The organism is Butyrivibrio sp. MC2013 (assembly GCF_000424585.1).
Lineage (GTDB): Bacteria > Bacillota > Clostridia > Lachnospirales > Lachnospiraceae > Butyrivibrio.
Genome location: NZ_AUKE01000015.1, coordinates 17,691 through 34,059, shown reverse-complemented (window position 1 = coordinate 34,059; position 16,369 = coordinate 17,691). Strand labels below are relative to the sequence as shown.

Annotated in this window: 15 protein-coding genes and 1 tRNA gene; 1 reads left to right on the top strand and 15 read right to left on the bottom strand. The window is 33.3% G+C overall.

Annotated features, from left to right (window positions below):
* Positions 1–418: 418 nt before the first annotated feature.
* The 14 genes from G636_RS0109980 to G636_RS18100 all read right to left on the bottom strand — a co-directional run bounded on the left by G636_RS0109980 (position 419) and on the right by G636_RS18100 (position 15,099).
* Positions 419–1,051, bottom strand: a complete 633-nt coding sequence (locus G636_RS0109980; protein WP_026507940.1) for an ABC transporter ATP-binding protein — start codon at positions 1,049–1,051, stop codon at positions 419–421.
* Complete coding sequence (locus tag G636_RS0109975; protein WP_026507939.1) at positions 1,045–1,740, bottom strand: hypothetical protein; 696 nt, start codon at positions 1,738–1,740, stop codon at positions 1,045–1,047. The genes G636_RS0109980 and G636_RS0109975 overlap by 7 nt, the downstream gene beginning before the upstream one ends.
* Positions 1,741–2,475: 735 nt before the next feature.
* On the bottom strand, positions 2,476–3,273 hold the full coding sequence (locus G636_RS0109965; protein WP_155832374.1) for a hypothetical protein: 798 nt from the start codon (positions 3,271–3,273) through the stop codon (positions 2,476–2,478).
* 136 nt (positions 3,274–3,409) lie between these two features.
* Entirely contained in the window at positions 3,410–3,826 is a 417-nt protein-coding gene (locus G636_RS0109960) for a hypothetical protein (RefSeq protein ID WP_155832373.1), read from the bottom strand.
* 343 nt (positions 3,827–4,169) lie between these two features.
* Positions 4,170–6,617 (bottom strand): ABC transporter permease, encoded by a 2,448-nt coding sequence (locus G636_RS0109955; RefSeq protein ID WP_026507935.1) that lies wholly within the window; start codon positions 6,615–6,617, stop codon positions 4,170–4,172.
* On the bottom strand, positions 6,614–7,297 hold the full coding sequence (locus tag G636_RS0109950; RefSeq protein WP_242826953.1) for an ABC transporter ATP-binding protein: 684 nt from the start codon (positions 7,295–7,297) through the stop codon (positions 6,614–6,616). Before G636_RS0109950 ends, G636_RS0109955 begins: the two co-directional genes overlap by 4 nt.
* 34 nt (positions 7,298–7,331) lie before the next feature.
* Positions 7,332–8,933 (bottom strand): ABC transporter ATP-binding protein, encoded by a 1,602-nt coding sequence (locus G636_RS0109945; RefSeq protein ID WP_026507933.1) that lies wholly within the window; start codon positions 8,931–8,933, stop codon positions 7,332–7,334.
* Entirely contained in the window at positions 8,899–9,909 is a 1,011-nt protein-coding gene (locus G636_RS0109940) for a S8 family serine peptidase (protein ID WP_026507932.1), read from the bottom strand. Before G636_RS0109940 ends, G636_RS0109945 begins: the two co-directional genes overlap by 35 nt.
* 60 nt (positions 9,910–9,969) lie before the next feature.
* Positions 9,970–10,143, bottom strand: a complete 174-nt coding sequence (locus G636_RS20320; RefSeq protein ID WP_155832372.1) for a hypothetical protein — start codon at positions 10,141–10,143, stop codon at positions 9,970–9,972.
* Between the two features lie 42 nt (positions 10,144–10,185).
* Positions 10,186–11,190 carry a radical SAM/SPASM domain-containing protein gene (locus tag G636_RS0109930; protein ID WP_026507931.1) on the bottom strand — a complete coding sequence of 335 codons (1,005 nt, stop codon included), beginning with the start codon at positions 11,188–11,190 and terminating at the stop codon, positions 10,186–10,188.
* The gene (locus tag G636_RS0109925) at positions 11,190–12,452 is read right to left on the bottom strand and encodes a radical SAM protein (protein ID WP_196803083.1); all 1,263 of its coding nucleotides are present in this window, start codon (positions 12,450–12,452) and stop codon (positions 11,190–11,192) included. Before G636_RS0109925 ends, G636_RS0109930 begins: the two co-directional genes overlap by 1 nt.
* Before the next feature lie 217 nt (positions 12,453–12,669).
* Positions 12,670–13,809 carry a sensor histidine kinase gene (locus G636_RS0109920; RefSeq protein ID WP_196803082.1) on the bottom strand — a complete coding sequence of 380 codons (1,140 nt, stop codon included), beginning with the start codon at positions 13,807–13,809 and terminating at the stop codon, positions 12,670–12,672.
* Between the two features lie 152 nt (positions 13,810–13,961).
* Positions 13,962–14,720 (bottom strand): LytR/AlgR family response regulator transcription factor, encoded by a 759-nt coding sequence (locus G636_RS0109915; protein WP_026507928.1) that lies wholly within the window; start codon positions 14,718–14,720, stop codon positions 13,962–13,964.
* Positions 14,721–14,787: 67 nt separating this feature from the next.
* The gene (locus G636_RS18100; RefSeq protein ID WP_035779433.1) at positions 14,788–15,099 is read right to left on the bottom strand and encodes a helix-turn-helix domain-containing protein; all 312 of its coding nucleotides are present in this window, start codon (positions 15,097–15,099) and stop codon (positions 14,788–14,790) included.
* A gap of 282 nt (positions 15,100–15,381) precedes the next feature.
* Between G636_RS18100 and G636_RS0109905 the strand changes: the two genes are divergently transcribed.
* Positions 15,382–15,454: transfer RNA gene (locus tag G636_RS0109905), tRNA-Gly, on the top strand.
* Positions 15,455–15,565: 111 nt separating this feature from the next.
* Here G636_RS0109905 and G636_RS0109900 read toward each other — a convergent pair.
* Positions 15,566–16,366 (bottom strand): ABC transporter permease, encoded by an 801-nt coding sequence (locus G636_RS0109900; RefSeq protein WP_081668363.1) that lies wholly within the window; start codon positions 16,364–16,366, stop codon positions 15,566–15,568.
* Positions 16,367–16,369: the final 3 nt, after the last annotated feature.

Genomic DNA, 16,369 nt, shown 5'->3' with positions numbered 1-16,369 from the left:
CGTGCTACTTTGCTCATGTTTTGCGGGTCATAAATTCATATTCGATTTCGAGCAAGCTCGAATCGAAATGACTTTTGACCCTTGCGTCATATTATAATACATACATCATTATTCCACTTTATCCTTTTTAGGAAAAGATGAAAATATGTTGGTTCACTTAACAGAATTGAGGAAATCGCTTTTTAAGACACGAGAAATAAAAAAGGTCAATTGTAAAAGTTAATTCCACTTTGTAAGACTAACTTCCACCTTGTAGAAGTAAATTCCCCCCTATGAGAGATAGGTATGAAAGTCATCCAACTGTGCAGAACTCCGGCTTTTTTCATTGAAATGGTAGTTTCTGCATCGCAGAAACCCAGGAATCAATAATAAGAAAATGTAGTTACCCACTATAAATGGTGATTAACCTAATATTAGTTTATTTAACATAATGAGCATTTCCATTTTCAATTTCATAAACAGTATCCGCCAGTTGTTCTATATCACCATCAATATGGCTTGTTAGCATAACAATTCTATTCTCTGTAACATAATTTTTGATAATCTTTGTAATGTCGCTTCTTCCTTCTTTATCCAATCCATTAAAAGGCTCATCCAGAATCAGCACATCAGGCTTCTCCATGATGGCCTGTGCAATTCCAAGCCTTTGTCGCATTCCAAGAGAATATTTTTTTACTTTATTTTTATTATGTAAATCCAAACCTACAGCTTCGATAGAATCCCATATTGTTTGATCATTGATTTCATTTCGTATACGTGCTAGATACTTCAAATTCTGAAAATGATTATACTCTTCAATAAATAACGGCTTCTCTATTAAAACACCTAAGCTCGGAATAAAATCAACATCTTTTCCAATTTTCAATCCATCATACAGAATCTCTCCCTCATCTGCCTTGACAAATCCACAAATTGTTTTAAACAAGACTGATTTTCCACATCCATTCGCCCCTACAAAACCATAAATATGTCCTTTGTTGAGTTGCAAATTAATATCGCGCAACACCCAATTTCTGCCATATTTTTTGGATAGCCTTCTAACCTCTAACATATACTAAACCTCCTTTTTGAAATAACATAAGCATAGAAACCGATAACAAAAATCTCACATACAACATTAGAAAATACCAATGTGTCATAGCCTAGATTATTAGCCATTTCAATATATTTAATAGTTGATGCAGCCAATGGTATCGGAATGGGTGAAACAGTATTTATCACAAGAATTCCCATGACACAAAACAGTGACCAGTCTCTAATACAGGAATTATTCATCATAATATAAATCAAAACCAATCCACAAAATGATAAGCTGTCTAATAAGTAATATCTACATACGTCAATGGCATCTGGTATATCTCCAGAAACACAATAAAAAATATAGTGTGAGCAGAGCAAAAGAATCCATGAATGAAAAATAAGTAATAATGTAAATTTCAGGACAAATAAAATACGTTTAGATATCCTACAATATACTTGTATAATAAATTTATCCCAAAATCTTTCGCACACATTCCCTATATATAAAAAAATCAACGAGATATTTAAAAGTTTTAAAATAATCATTGCGGTTGAAGTCGGTTCATCAATAGTTCCACACATCCAATGTAAGCATAAATCATTGCTGCTTTTGAATAAATAACAATAAGTAGCATCTATTAGTATGAATCCTACCAAAATCAATACCAATAATTTTGCGTATTCTATTATAAGCATCTTATTAAGCTGACTTATTCTCATATTCCATGAACTCCATATGATTCTTCATAAAATGTAACATGCCTCCGACCAATAATACCTGAAGGAAAACATGTACATTAAGTGAAATAATATAGTTAAAAGATAAATCCTCTCCATAGATGATTCCTCCCGCCGAATAGTTTAATACTTCCAAAATAAATCTATTATTAGAAAAAATCATTGTCGGAAGAGCCGAAATCACAAAAAGAATGAAAGGCATTGCCGGAACAACATAACTATTTTGCTGTATTTTTGTAACACAAAAATACAGTAGGTATATAATTAATTGCACAAAAATTGCCACCAATGAATATCTTACAAAAACATACATAAATAACACTATTTGATTTGAAAAGGTTTTATCTATCAAACAAGGTTCAAATATTTGTATAAAACTGATCGGAACAAACATTCCTGTTATCACCAAAAACAACGTTGAAATTATCATAACTATCATATCTGTCCTTATATGTACTCTTATATCATTACATCTCGAAAGGGAATAATAACTCACATTAAATATTCCAATTCTATGTGTAGCTGTTATCAGAGGTATCACTATCATCCACAAATAATAATCCATCCAAAATATCTCGCAATACTCCCGCATGGATGATATATTGTTAAACTTTTGATATACAACCATAAATCCCAAATGAAGCACCCACAAAATATAAGTAAGTGGTTGTATATATATTAAACGGATTTTTTCTAAAATGTATCCACGATTTTTCATCATGTACTATTCCTATAATATAATTTCTCAGTTATAGTCAAACAAATAATTCCCACACAACAATACATTATTACCATTCCAATGTACCCATAAACACTGTATTCAGAAGTTATCCACGGTAATAAAAGTACATTTGGTTGCATGAATGATGGCAAAATTAGCTCAAAGCCACTTGATATCAAGAATGGTAGCAACAAAATTGCTATCCTATTTTTAAAAAATGATGTAATACCAACGGAAAAAAACAAAAACGATGCATAATAAACTAAATGGGATCCAAACACCAATGCACAGTATTGAGATGCATCCTGATAGAATATGCTATCCTTATTCTCAACAATCCCATAAATATATTCACCAGTACTATCATGTGAAGTATATATATATGATACCCCATAAAATATAATCTCCGCTAATCCTACTATTACTACTCCAGCAATTATGATTGAAAGAACTTTGTGACAAAAATAACGGTTCTTTCCCTCTCTGGATACAATTAAATATCTGTATTGCGATTGTTTTTCTACTGTATAGGTCAACGCATATGGTATCAATAGTAACAGTGGTATAAGTACTTGAATAACAGAATATGAACTTATCCAAACTCGGTATACATTACCAAAATAGCGTTGATAGTACTCTACATCTTCCGGATTGGCAATATCTGTTGCTCTACTAGCAAAAAGAGCCGTCTTCCAGCCATCATTGTAGGCACTAAAAAACATTATAAAGACAACAAACGCAACCAATACAATGTTTTTTGGGCTGAATAACGCTCTTTGTAATTCCTTCTTCATATTAGCCTGTCTCACTTTCAAATTGCCACCTGCTCAATATGTAAAAAATTATCAAGCAGGTGGCCTTTTTTATTTGTGATATGCGGTTACTTTACTTTTAATTGCAGGTTCACAGTACTTTTATTTTGTCAAACAATTAATATGAATCAATATTCCACAATCCCTGTGTAGAAGCAGATTTATTCCATGCTCCCGCTTTCCTAGCAACACCAAGTTTATACTTATGATTCTGCTGTGTAGTATTTCTTTCAAATGCTGTATTTTCAAATGTACCAGCCTTTTCAAATGGAACTACTCGATCCTCATTATCTGAATTTCTAACCGTGTACTTAAACTTATTTGTTGATCCAGAAGTATAAGTGCAGCGCACAACTGGATTCTCATCAGTTGTGTACTTTGTTGCATAGCTTGAATATGCATATGCTTTTCCCAATCCAGATGTAAGGTTAAAACTAAACTTTGTGTTATACGCAAATGCTGTCATTGTAGCAAATGTGAACACAAACATCATAAGCATTACGCTTACAAACGTCCTTCTTTTCATACTTTTCAAAATAGATTTCCTCCTTTATTTTTACCAAATCACCCTTGTGTATACCGCATATAACCACTACGTCATGGTTTGAACTTCCAAGCAATAAAACTTATTGATTATGTTGTGACCCTTACTTCATTTCAAAGAAATAGGCAACACAAAATTTATAATTTTACTTCCCACCAAAGATTTTGTCCCACCATTCCAACCAGTTTCCACCTGACGTATACAATAGCATTTCCATTTTCTTTACCTCCATAATAATATATACTAATATCGATAATCGGTAGTCTAATTTACTGTTATACAATGTTCAATAAGGTTCCCTGCAAACGGTCGTATATCCCTTTGAACGGTAATACTACAATATTTTGAGCTGTTCCGTAATACTTTTTCTTGACAAACTATTTTCTACAATGCACATGGTAATATATCCCACTGTGAATGCAACAATTACAATGAGTAAATATACTTCTGCTCTTACGTTATATACCAAAAAAGAAATCTCATTGCAAACATCAACCATAATGTAATTGGATACAATCAAAGATATAATTGTTGATAATAAAAATGCCATTATCAAATAATATGAAATTTCATACATAAACATTGCTCTTAATTGTTTTCTAGACATACCTATGCTTCTAAGCGTTGCAATCTCCTTATCCCTAATGATTATACTCGTCAAAAAAACGTTAATCAGATTTACAATAGCGATTATGGATAATACTGAACACAAAAACAAACAGATTATTTCAAAAAGTCTTTTTAATGAAACAAATTCATTTTCATATGTTTTTTTTGAATGATAGTCTACCCCTAAATAGTCATTCTTGATATCATCTAAGTATTTATCCATTACATTTTTATATTCTTTTTTGATATTCATATAATATGACATAATGTTTTGATTTGACATCAAATCCATATATACATCAGAATTGAAATAAATTTCAAAACATACTCCTCCGTTAGAGATGCCTGTACTTAATCCTCCTTTGCTGACGTCAATATGCCCCAGAACAGTAAACTCATGAATTATTCCATCAGCATCTTTCAATTTTACGAGATCTCCCTTTTCAAATTGAAATGAACCGGGAATCATTTTCCCATCCGTATCTAACCAACACCCCTCCAGCACACCTGTCCCGCTTTCAAAACAATCAACAGACACGTCATCTTCAGCAATCAATCTTTTTATACTGTTTATATTGTCTAGTCCATAAATATTCAGCCAGACATCATCTTCCTCACAAACAACATCAATTTCCGTTACATCGCAACTTGCATACACACATCCGTCTTCTTGTATGTATTCACACCCCCTTATTTCTTTCACAACGTTATAATCTAATGGTTGATTTTCACCATTCATAGACAAATATTCACTATTAAAATAGCTGTCATTTGCAACGATATAATCAGAATACATAACTGATGAAATATATTTATCCAAGTTGAAGCTATGCAATATATTATACGAAATAATCACGAGAAAAAAAGGTAATGAAATACTTATTATTAACAAAAACATGCTTCTATAATTTCTACATACATTATAAAATGCAAATTTATATAGATTGGTTCTATCAGATTTCCTATTTCCACCCTTTCCATATTCCTTAATGCGGCTAGCTTCAATCGGAGACATTTTTTTAATTATCTGTATTGGTTTTAGCACACTAATACATGCTGTAAATACAACAAATAATATAGTCGCTCCTATGACAAGCATTATATTATTGTTCTGAAATATCTTTTCATTCGCCACCGAACTATAACTGGTCAGCCTAACCATTGCAGGAAGTGTTACTTGACCAACCAGATATCCCAAAACCCCTCCTGCAGGAACTGAAATCAGCAACAAAAATAATATTTGCCAATACATATATGACGATATTTGTTTTCTCTCCATGCCAACAGTTTTTAACTGACCATAATATTTAGCATCTTTTAAAGCTGAAATAGAAAATATATTATTAATAATTAAATATCCTATTAACACGATGCCTCCGATGGTCAATAGGGCAGCAATCAGACCTTTCCCCGATATCGTATCCATTGAAGATTCATAATACGGGTTCACCCTAATATCGGGTATTAAACTATCAGCACCGACATCTATTAGTATCCTTTCTGCTTTTACCTCTATATCATTACTATCATTCAGTACAACACCTAGTTCTTGTTTTCCATATAATTCATCCTCGCAAAAAAAGTCTCCCCATACAGATAGATACTCTTTGGATACTATTATTTGACCTATTTTATTCTGATAGGCACGATTCATTTCGAACCATCCCACCAAAACAAATTCCTCTTTCTTGCTCCTTTCACCCACTAAAACATCAATTGAAAAAACACTTCCTTCTATTAAAGGAACACCCAACATTTCCAAGGTTGTTGTATCTACAATAACTTCATTTTCTGCAATTGGCATTTTCCCTTGAATCAAATCATAGAATCCTGCCTGCAAATACGCCATATCTTCATAGTTAATTTCTACATTATAATTAATTCTTTGATTTTTGACATATGCAAGGAATTTACGGACACCTGCTTCCCTTGTCATAGGATTCTTAGTGACTTCTTCCAACAGTTTATCATTACTAATATCCCAATCATTCACAAGAAAGTGACATTTTGTCCCTGATTGTTTTAATCTATATAGTTCCGAAGCTTGTCGAATACCTATTAACGAACTAAATAAAACTGAAAAAAGAACTACCGTTAAAACCATTGCTACAATCAGGCATATAAATCTGCTTTTTTCCCTCACAAGAGTCCGCAAGGCTAATTTTCTAATCACTCAATCACTCTCCCATCGACAACTCTTATTATCCTATCCATTTCATCAGCAATTTCACGATCATGTGTGACCACTATCATCGTTTGACCATATTTCTTATTCATATTTTTAAGCATTGATATTACATGAAATCCTGTTTCAGAATCAAGATTTCCAGTAGGTTCATCTGCCAGCACTATTTTAGGCTTATTTGCTAAAGCCCTTGCAATTGCAACTCTCTGCTGCTGTCCCCCCGATAGAGAACTGGGAAAGGAATTCTTTTTTTCACTTAGCCCCAATGTTTCCAATATATCTTCTAAATACTCTTTATCAACTATCTGTTTATCTAATTGTAACGGTAAAATTATATTTTCATATACGTTTAATACCGGGATCAAATTATAATTTTGAAATATGAACCCAATTTTTGATCTTCTGATTTTTGCTAGTTTATCATCATCTAGTGCAGAAATACATTCATCGCCCACAAAAACGTCACCACTTGTAGGGTAATCCAATCCCCCTAACATATTAAGTAACGTTGATTTACCACTTCCAGACTTTCCCATTATTGCAATAAAATCCTTTTTATTGACCTCTATACTCACATCATCTAACGCTTTCACAGCGTTTTTTCCATCTCCATAGCATTTAAACAAATGCCTGGTTTGAATCACCATTCTTTTTACCTCTCTACTCATTTGCCTAAGTTTCAAATTTGATTATTTAATAGTTCTAATTTCCTATACATAAAGTTTCATCTACACAATCTGCAAAACACTCACTATGTGAAATTATAATAACTATTTTATTCTCAATCCCTTTAATTGTATTTGAGATTAGCTCCTCATTCTCTTTATCCAGAGCAGATGTCGGTTCGTCAAATATAATTACATCAGACGGTTTCAGAAGAGCTCTTGCAATTGCCAATCTCTGTCGTTGTCCACCTGATATGTTTTTTCCATCATCTCCTAAAACAGTGTTTAATCCATCTTGTAACCCACTTACCATTTCATAAAGACCAACTTGTCTCAAGACACTCATAACTCTATCCTCTGATACATTATAATTGGACACCAGATTATTAAAAATGGTGTCATGAAACAAAAAAGATTTCTGCGATACTATAGCTATTTTTGATCTATATAATTCTTTGTTTAATCCAGTAAGATCGTTACCATTTATAATTATCGTACCCTTATTAGGACTTCTTAATCCCATGACCAAATTAAAGATGGTTGATTTCCCGCTACCACTTTGACCACAAATCAGATATTTCTTGTTGTGCTTAAAACAATAATTGAAATTTGTTATGACCGTTTTTCCTGAAGCGTATTGAAAATCAACGTTTTTGAACAATATTTCATCTATGTGGCCAATGTTTCCCTTTCCTTCACAGTCATTTTCGAATATATATGCTATTCTTTCCATAGATGGTCTAATCATGTTATAACTCACTCTTAAAAGAACTATATTCTCAAATGGTCCAATAAATTTGGGACAATATTGAAAAAAAACAATTAATACTCCAATCGATATTTTTGAAGTATAAACATGATATCCTCCTATACATGTAATCAATGCAAAAAACATCATGGTCACTAATTGCAGAAGCTGATTAGACATAATATTGGCAATAGTTAGTCGCCTGAAGCTTTCAAGTAAGCGTTTACTTTGATTGATATATTTCTCCAAGAAATATTTTTTATAGCCAGAAGCTATCATCTCAACTGCATTTGAAACAAACTCTTCCGTTAATGCATTGGTATCTCCGTAATCGTTTCTGTTTTCAATGGCAGCCTCATGTAATCTATTTTCAAAGTTTTTTTGAATCAATATGGTGACTGGAATCATAATTATCAATATAGTTGCGAGCTTAAAATCGTAATAAACCAACACTACTAAAATAGCTATTGCTTGTAAAAAAGACATTATTGCACCATATGATTTATATATGAAACTTGCAATTTTAGCTGTGTCGTCGCTAACTATGTACAATAAATCCCCCGCTTTTTCATCTTCGAAATAATCACCATTTTTCCTGAACAGCTCATTTTGAACCTCATATCGTAAGCGTTGTGAATACTTAAATTCTTCTAAAGATGCATAATACTCAAAAACAACATCTAATATCATTCCAAATATCATTAGAAAAAAATATACACTAACAAGATACAAAAGTTCTTTCATTGATTTAGCTTCACCGATAACATCAATGAAATCAACCATTACGAAGGGAATAGCTGCTGATTGAATTACAGACAACAACAATAGAATAAAGAAAATAAGCTTATTACTATTGTCAAATCTTATTATTTTTCTCACATTTTTTTTCATTTAATATAGCGTTCCCCACCAGTGTACTCAATGAATAAATACTTTCGAAATACATCCTATATACTATGCATTTTTCAAATAATCTACATCCAAAAAACTTTTCTAAAGAGAGAATTATCTTATAATAATCCTCTATAGGGCTCCCAATGTATGACAGCATCCCATCCTTGTATAATTTAGCGTGTATTTTATTTTTTTTAATTAATTCACTTATACACACATATACACCATCTACTAAAGCTCTGTCCCTACAATCTTTCATTGGTTCCATCAGGCTATTATCATCCCACGAATTGCGGATAAGAAATCCTTCAATATCCATCTCTTTTATCTGCTTTTTTTCCATCGCGCTTGCAACTATCCCTGATACAATTGCAGTTGCTCTACTGTTCCCTCTGAAAAAATTCGTTTCGCCTATGTGAAATTGCGGTAATTCCGCCGCACCACTCGCAATTGCTTGAATTTTTTTTTTATTATACCCAAATCCCAGATTAAATATAGCACTACTTCCTTTAACTCCGATTACACTATTAAACAAAGCCGGAAAACTAAGCCATCTATCATTAGATATTGAAGATATGCATATTTTATTTTGATCCTTTAATGCGTTAATTTCTTTTTTTAATAATAGACTATATCTCAAGTCATTAGAGCTTAAACTCATATTAACGATTGAGGCATCTATGCTTTGAGCTAAATGTAGTGCTGCTATCAGTTGTTCTATGCTGCATCGTCCGTCTCTGCCTAATATCGAAATAGGAATAATTTTTGTATTTTGTGCAATTCTGCTTATTGTAATAGCACACGCAGTGCCGTGTCCATTATTATCTTCTGGACGGCACTGCGTGATTCTTATAGAATCTTTTGAATCTCCATGTATAGCAAATCCCTCTTCAATATTTTCTTTGTTTATGAATAAAGGCAATGCTTCTTTTTTGATTCCACTATCTATAAGTGCTATTTTTACTGATTTCATATTATATAAGTATTAAAGAAAGATATTTTTCTGTGCAAATTAATAGTTACAAGTTATATATTACCAAATGGTTGCCGTCTTAGCTGTAACCTTATGTCTCTGTCTACATCCATCTTTTGCTGTATTGCCGGAATAATAGTATTCAATACAGTCATGATTGCATTTATAAGCATCTTCTGCCTTAACATTTCTGTCGAGCTTAATCTTGTTAGTTACCTTCTTAATCTTCATCATACGATACCTCCATCTTTTATCTTTCTTTAATACATATAACCGTTACTGACACAATTCTATAGAGAGCCTACTTTCAATACATGTAATTTTGCTTGCAGAAAAATAATCTCCTGTTATTTTTTTATTAATTAATTTACATCTAGAACTGGGACAATAGCGATATATAGCGCATCCCCTGCAATTCTCTATCTGAACTTTATTCATTTTCTGTATCCTATCAATCTTAGTGTGATCTAATCCAGTTTTAACATTACCTAACTTCCATTCAACATCCCCTACTGTTATAAGACATGGATAAATCTCACCATTAGGCACTATATGAAAATTAGTTTTTCCACCATCACAATCTCCTTTTGGTGTTAATTCATTTGATGAAATCCATCCCACATCAACATCGTTTAGACTATTATCAATCAAATAACGTTTTATTAGTCTAAATTGATTTATAATATCTTCTTCACAAACATCTTCCCAGTTAGAATCATACATGTCCAACACAGGAACAATATTTCTAAACCCACTATCAATCAAAAAAACCACTGTTTCATATAACTTTTTTATTGTGTGTTTTGTCACAGTAATCCTTATCCTAATGTTTTTTGTCTTTTGAATTTCTTTAGCGTTACTAATTACAGTTTCGAACGTTCCACTACCATTTTCAAACAATCTATATTTATCATGGATTTCTTTATTTCCATCCAAACTGATTGATAGGTTATCAATTTTTTCTAAAACCTTTTTCTGTTTACTCCCATAAATCGTACCATTTGTTGTCATTCCATATACAACATTCCTATGCATTTTGCCCTTATTTAACTTAGATATCACATATTCTATTATCTCCGTATTCATCAATGGTTCTCCACCATGAAAATTTAGATAGATAGTGTTCGCCTCTTTCCAAGCTCTAAGTTCTGAAAAAAAACTTAGCGTATCATCAACCACTTCTTTGGTCATATATTCTTTTTTTATATTATTTCCTGTACGGTTATAACAATAAGCACAGTTTAAATTACAATCTTGAGTGACCCAAAAAGTAATATCCATTATATTTCCCCCCAGATTGCTGCCGCTAAATCTTTTTTATTATATTTACAACGCTGTTCAAAGAATTTATCATTCGTAACAGCTTGATCATTTATAAACGGGCAGTGCCAACAGAAATACCGAACATTACAATCTTTACATCTATAAGAATTTTCAGGCATTTTTTTTTCAAAATTCTTATATGCTTGTGTATTTTTATATTTCTCGGCATAGAAAAATTCCCTGATTTCCCCCTCAAATTCCATTAGATTGCAAAGTACTTCTTGATTACTCATTGCTGCACACAAGTAAACATCACCATTCTGATTGATTTCAAAGGAGCCGTATCTTCCATCACAAGCGCCAAATTCCAGTATTGGTTGTTTGCTTTTAATTTTACAAATATAATCCTGCTGAGCCCTTGATATTTCACTTTCTTTTGATTCTTCGCTTGAGATATACCACTCCTTATGTTTTTCACCTCTTCCTTCTGCTGCAAAAGACCTTAATAACGGAACAACTTCCATTTTCTCACATAAATCCTCAAAAGTCTTTTTGTATTGTTTATTATCCGTGGTCAGTACCATTGATAATGATAATTCTTTTACACCTGCCTTTTTTAAACACTCCACTGCAAATAATACTTTTCTAAAAACACCCTTCCCTCGAATAACGCTGCATGTTTCTTCGTCCACTCCATCAACACTGATGAAAACCCTGTCATATATTCCTGAGATTACTTTTGCGTTTTCCTCAGTAATAAAGGTACCATTTGTCATAAGATTTAAAATACCTCCACATTTATGCTTCAAATATTGAGATATTTCTAAGAAAAATGGCAACATCATAGGTTCGCCTCCCGTAATTGTAAGGCTTTCGGGAGTCAATTGTAGTATTCTATCAGCCAAATCAAAAACTTTCTTTTTGTCAACATCAGAAATCTTTGTAACATCCGCATTAGCAATACAGTGTTTGCAATACAAATTACATTGATTGGTTATTTCCCACTGCACCTCTATTTTTTCAATAAATTCACTATTATCCGAATCAACTAATATATTTTTTTCTATTAATAATTCATATAATTCAAAAAAATAATTAGCATCGTCATTTTTTTCAAATATTTTTGGAAAATCTTTTTTGTTAATATTTTTTTTTACAATATCTATCAAAATGTCATAGCATTCCCTACTGATTTTTAGATATGTGCATCTATGTTTATTTCCTATAATAATCTGATCATCATTCTCTAATAGCAACAAGTGACGAGTCCACTTTTTCACTAATCCATCCCTCCATTTTAACTTGGACAATTTATAAACTAGCATTACTATTCTTTCAAAAAAATCACTCAAAGACTAAATATTAAAATCAAACTAATACAACTTTTATTGAAGTCAAAAAAAATAGACTTCCAACCTCAATAATTGGTAGTCTATTACACATATGCACGGTATTCAATACGTTTCCCTGCGAGTGGTCTTATATCCCAGCGAACGGTCAAAGTTTTATAAATATGTCAGACTTAAATTGTCCGTTTTCCGCTTTAAAATCACATATGCCTCCATTTTTATGCACTATCTCACAGACATTTCGGATTCCAATCCCATGATTATGCTTGTCATCTTTAGATGTCGTGGGTATCCCGTTCTTATCTATATCAATCTCACCCTCAAAGGTATTCTCCACCTGGAAATGCAGGTAGCTTTTCCCGTTTTCAATATTTACCCATATTTTACCGTTATCAGTTCTGCTTACAGCTTCTGCAGCATTTCTGATAATGTTGGCACAGATTATGCATATATCCCTGTCATCTACAGATATTTTATCTGGAAGCATACCATTTATTTCTACAACATACCTATCTTTTATCGGTGTTAAGTAATAATTCAAAATAGTATTAACTGTACTATTTCCAACATCATAGTTTTTTTTACTGATCTGAGTAACAACACCAGTAAGATTTCCAAGATATTGTCTCATCTGCTGGCATTTATTTTTTTCACAGTAGTTTTGTAATTCAAGCAAATCATTTAAAATATCATGCCTGAATTTCCTAGTATCTTCTTCCCGTTCCAAAAGACGTTCAAAGTATTCCCTTTGCTGTCTTACCTGCATCTCCATTATTTCTTTTTGAATTCTATATTCATAAGAAGAACTGTAATAATACACAAACACAAGTAAAAGAACTATTATTAGAATTCCTCCAAATAATAACAAAACTTGTCCTATAGAACTCATCTTACCATCTGGTATCTTTGTTACGATTACGTATGCGAAGAAAGAGAGCATTGCCATCAAAATAATCATTATCACGTCCAACAATATCCAAATTTTAATTGGCAAATTAAACGCCTTATCATTATAATTATTCCGTTTTATAAAATAAAATCCCCATATCACACAAGATATAACAAACATTATTATCCCATCAAGATTCCGCTCTTCGATTTTGTATAATGTTTGTATCGTAATAATAACATTCTCCTCTACTATGGATAAAATCAGCCAATTAGCAAGTCCTAACAAAATTGTCTCTTTAATAGATAAGTCAAACAATATCCATATTAGCAAGATGTATATCAGAAAAAAAGCAGGAACCGGACCGACAATCGAACTCTGCCAATCAAATCCTGCCATCATTGCTATGCCCCAAAGTAATACCCACGTAGCTATACAAAAAAACCTTTGTTGTGACCGCTTTCTAAACTCTCTTCGAAAAACTACATAAAACAAGGAAAGAAATTCAAAAAGCATGATTATATTAGTTAATACAATTTCCGTTCTCACCATTATCTCCATTTCGTATCATATATCATGTAAGCATTCATTAATACCTTCCGAAGCCTTCTTGATACAGCCACACGATCTCCATTTACCATCAATATATAACTATCATGGAAAGCATCAATCTTACCCATATTCACAACAAAAGATTTATGGCATTGAATAAATGCTTTAGAATCCAGCATATCTGACCATTCTGCCAAAGTCTGTTCGCTTCTAAACTCTGCATTTACTGTAAATATAAGTGTTGATGACCGATTTGCCTCTACGTATAGAATTTCCTTTTGAGGAATGCTGTATTGAACGCCGTCCCTAAACACCAAAACTTTACGATTAAGTTGATTATTATCCCTGACATCATCTATAGCAGTAAAGAGTTTTTTTTCATCTATTGGTTTTGTTACAAAGCGATAGGCTTCAATTTCAAATGCCTCTCTAAAACGATCCTCACGCCCCGTCAGCATTATGATTTTATAATCAACATTTCGCTTCCTCAGTTTATGCCCAACTTCTATTCCGTCCATTTCTGGCATATCAATATCCAGAAGCAAAACATCCAGTTCCTTGCAATAATCAAGCACTTCTTCAGCCGTCAAAAAATGCTCGATAAAAACTTCAATATGCTTCTCCTTAGCATACTTCATAATAATCTTATCAACCAAATCATGAACATAATGTTCATCATCACATACTCCGACTGTAATTTGATCAATACTGCTTGAAGCAAAGTTGCTTCTAACATCATCAACAGAATAATCTCTCATATATCTGATCTCCAGACCTGGCAATATACTTTTAATATACCTCCCCGGCCTTATATGCCAGATAAGCTTATGTGTTTACAGTTTTATACTTGCGCTTAAAATTGATCAAAATCATTATCTCCCTTTGATCAATCTCTGATAACTCAGCAAACGCTCTTGCAAAACTATCTATCTGCTCTTTTGTCGAAATCTTTCCATACATCAATTCATCCACGCTGATTCCATACAGCTCAGAAAATCTTGCAAGTTCCTCCGTAGATACTTTTCTTTGTCCGGATTCAATTGCACTTATCGTAGGTCTTGAAAGTTGCATCTGTTCCGCAACAAATGCCTGCGACATTTTTAAATATTTCCTTGCTTCTTTTAATCTTTCATGCATGATTTCTCTCCCAGCAGTTTTGTATTATAGTCCCACATGCTCATTATGTCTACATTTTATGTCCGATTTTCCGACAAACTGCGGCAGTTTTGTTACAGGTCAGACCCTAGCTTGACGCACAACCCTAACGATTAAAAATCACATATTTAAATTGTCTCAAACCCAGAAATAAAAAATCTCTGTTATTCCAAAAAGCTATTGACACATATTTCTCTATGCGGTATTATAATTTTCGTCGTCACGATTGATAGAGACGACAGACAATCAAATATTTTTCTTTATGCGATAGTAGCTTAGTTGGTAAAGCGCCACCTTGCCAAGGTGGAGACCGCGGGTTCGAGTCCCGTCTATCGCTCTTTTTGTTGCCATAAAAGTGTAGTTATCAGAAAGGAATCAACTCTGACATCTGTACCTGTTTTTATAAAAAAGCCAAAGCTGCAAGAGCTTTGGTTTTTTTGAACAAAGATCAGCTCCCTGTTGATCTGTAATGTCTCAGCGCCAGGTGAAAGAGGACGCTCATAAACCCAAATACCATCACGCCTGAAAAGGGAGTGACAATCGCAGACCACCACGGCCATCCATAAAGAGGCTTGCCCAGTATCCATGAAGCAGGTACATGGAGAGTTAATGCAAAGGGAGCCACAACAGTGAACAGCATCCTCAGAGCCAGCGGAAATACATCTATCGGATACTGGCAGGCACTTCTTCCACCGTAAGTGATCGCATTAACCAGCTCTACTGACTTTACGCTAAAGATGCTGAAAATAGCCTCTATCATAAAAAGTCCCAGAATAAGAAGGCAGCTCATGACTATAGCTTCTATGAGAACCAACACCTTCAAAGGGCTCCATACTATCCCTGAAAGATCACTACCTATGATAAGCGCCACTATTCCCACTGCAATACAGCTTATCCTTCTTGGATCAGCCCCTGCACACATGACCTGGGTCAGCACTCCTCTTGGTCTTACAAGGAAGGTATCAAGGCGCCCCGACCTGACCATAGACGGAAAATCTCCTGTTATTCCCCTTCCAAACAATTCCGTAAAGTAAAACGATACAGCCATCATTCCAAAAAAGAAGTAAAGATTGCCCCCTGTCCATCTCTTCAGACTTTGGAATCTGTCAACAATAAGGATGACTGCCATCATCTCACCACCCTCCATAACAAGCTGGGCGATAGTCTGCATAATAAACGAACTGGTATATTGCAAATGACTTCTAAGAAGCATTCCCATTGATCTTATGTATAACCTGAGTGTATTCACCCC

Excerpts from the sequence above, each read along its gene's own strand:
- G636_RS0109915 (WP_026507928.1), bottom strand. The coding sequence starts at position 14,720 with ATGAGAGATTATTCTGTTGATGATGTTAGAAGCAACTTTGCTTCAAGC.
- G636_RS0109980 (WP_026507940.1), bottom strand. The coding sequence starts at position 1,051 with ATGTTAGAGGTTAGAAGGCTATCCAAAAAATATGGCAGAAATTGGGTG.
- G636_RS18100 (WP_035779433.1), bottom strand. The coding sequence starts at position 15,099 with ATGCATGAAAGATTAAAAGAAGCAAGGAAATATTTAAAAATGTCGCAG.
- G636_RS0109975 (WP_026507939.1), bottom strand. The coding sequence starts at position 1,740 with ATGAGAATAAGTCAGCTTAATAAGATGCTTATAATAGAATACGCAAAA.
- G636_RS0109950 (WP_242826953.1), bottom strand. The coding sequence starts at position 7,297 with ATGAGTAGAGAGGTAAAAAGAATGGTGATTCAAACCAGGCATTTGTTT.
- G636_RS0109965 (WP_155832374.1), bottom strand. The coding sequence starts at position 3,273 with ATGAAGAAGGAATTACAAAGAGCGTTATTCAGCCCAAAAAACATTGTA.
- G636_RS0109920 (WP_196803082.1), bottom strand. The coding sequence starts at position 13,809 with ATGGCAGGATTTGATTGGCAGAGTTCGATTGTCGGTCCGGTTCCTGCT.
- G636_RS20320 (WP_155832372.1), bottom strand. The coding sequence starts at position 10,143 with ATGATGAAGATTAAGAAGGTAACTAACAAGATTAAGCTCGACAGAAAT.
- G636_RS0109930 (WP_026507931.1), bottom strand. The coding sequence starts at position 11,190 with ATGGATATTACTTTTTGGGTCACTCAAGATTGTAATTTAAACTGTGCT.
- G636_RS0109940 (WP_026507932.1), bottom strand. The coding sequence starts at position 9,909 with ATGAAATCAGTAAAAATAGCACTTATAGATAGTGGAATCAAAAAAGAA.
- G636_RS0109945 (WP_026507933.1), bottom strand. The coding sequence starts at position 8,933 with ATGAAAAAAAATGTGAGAAAAATAATAAGATTTGACAATAGTAATAAG.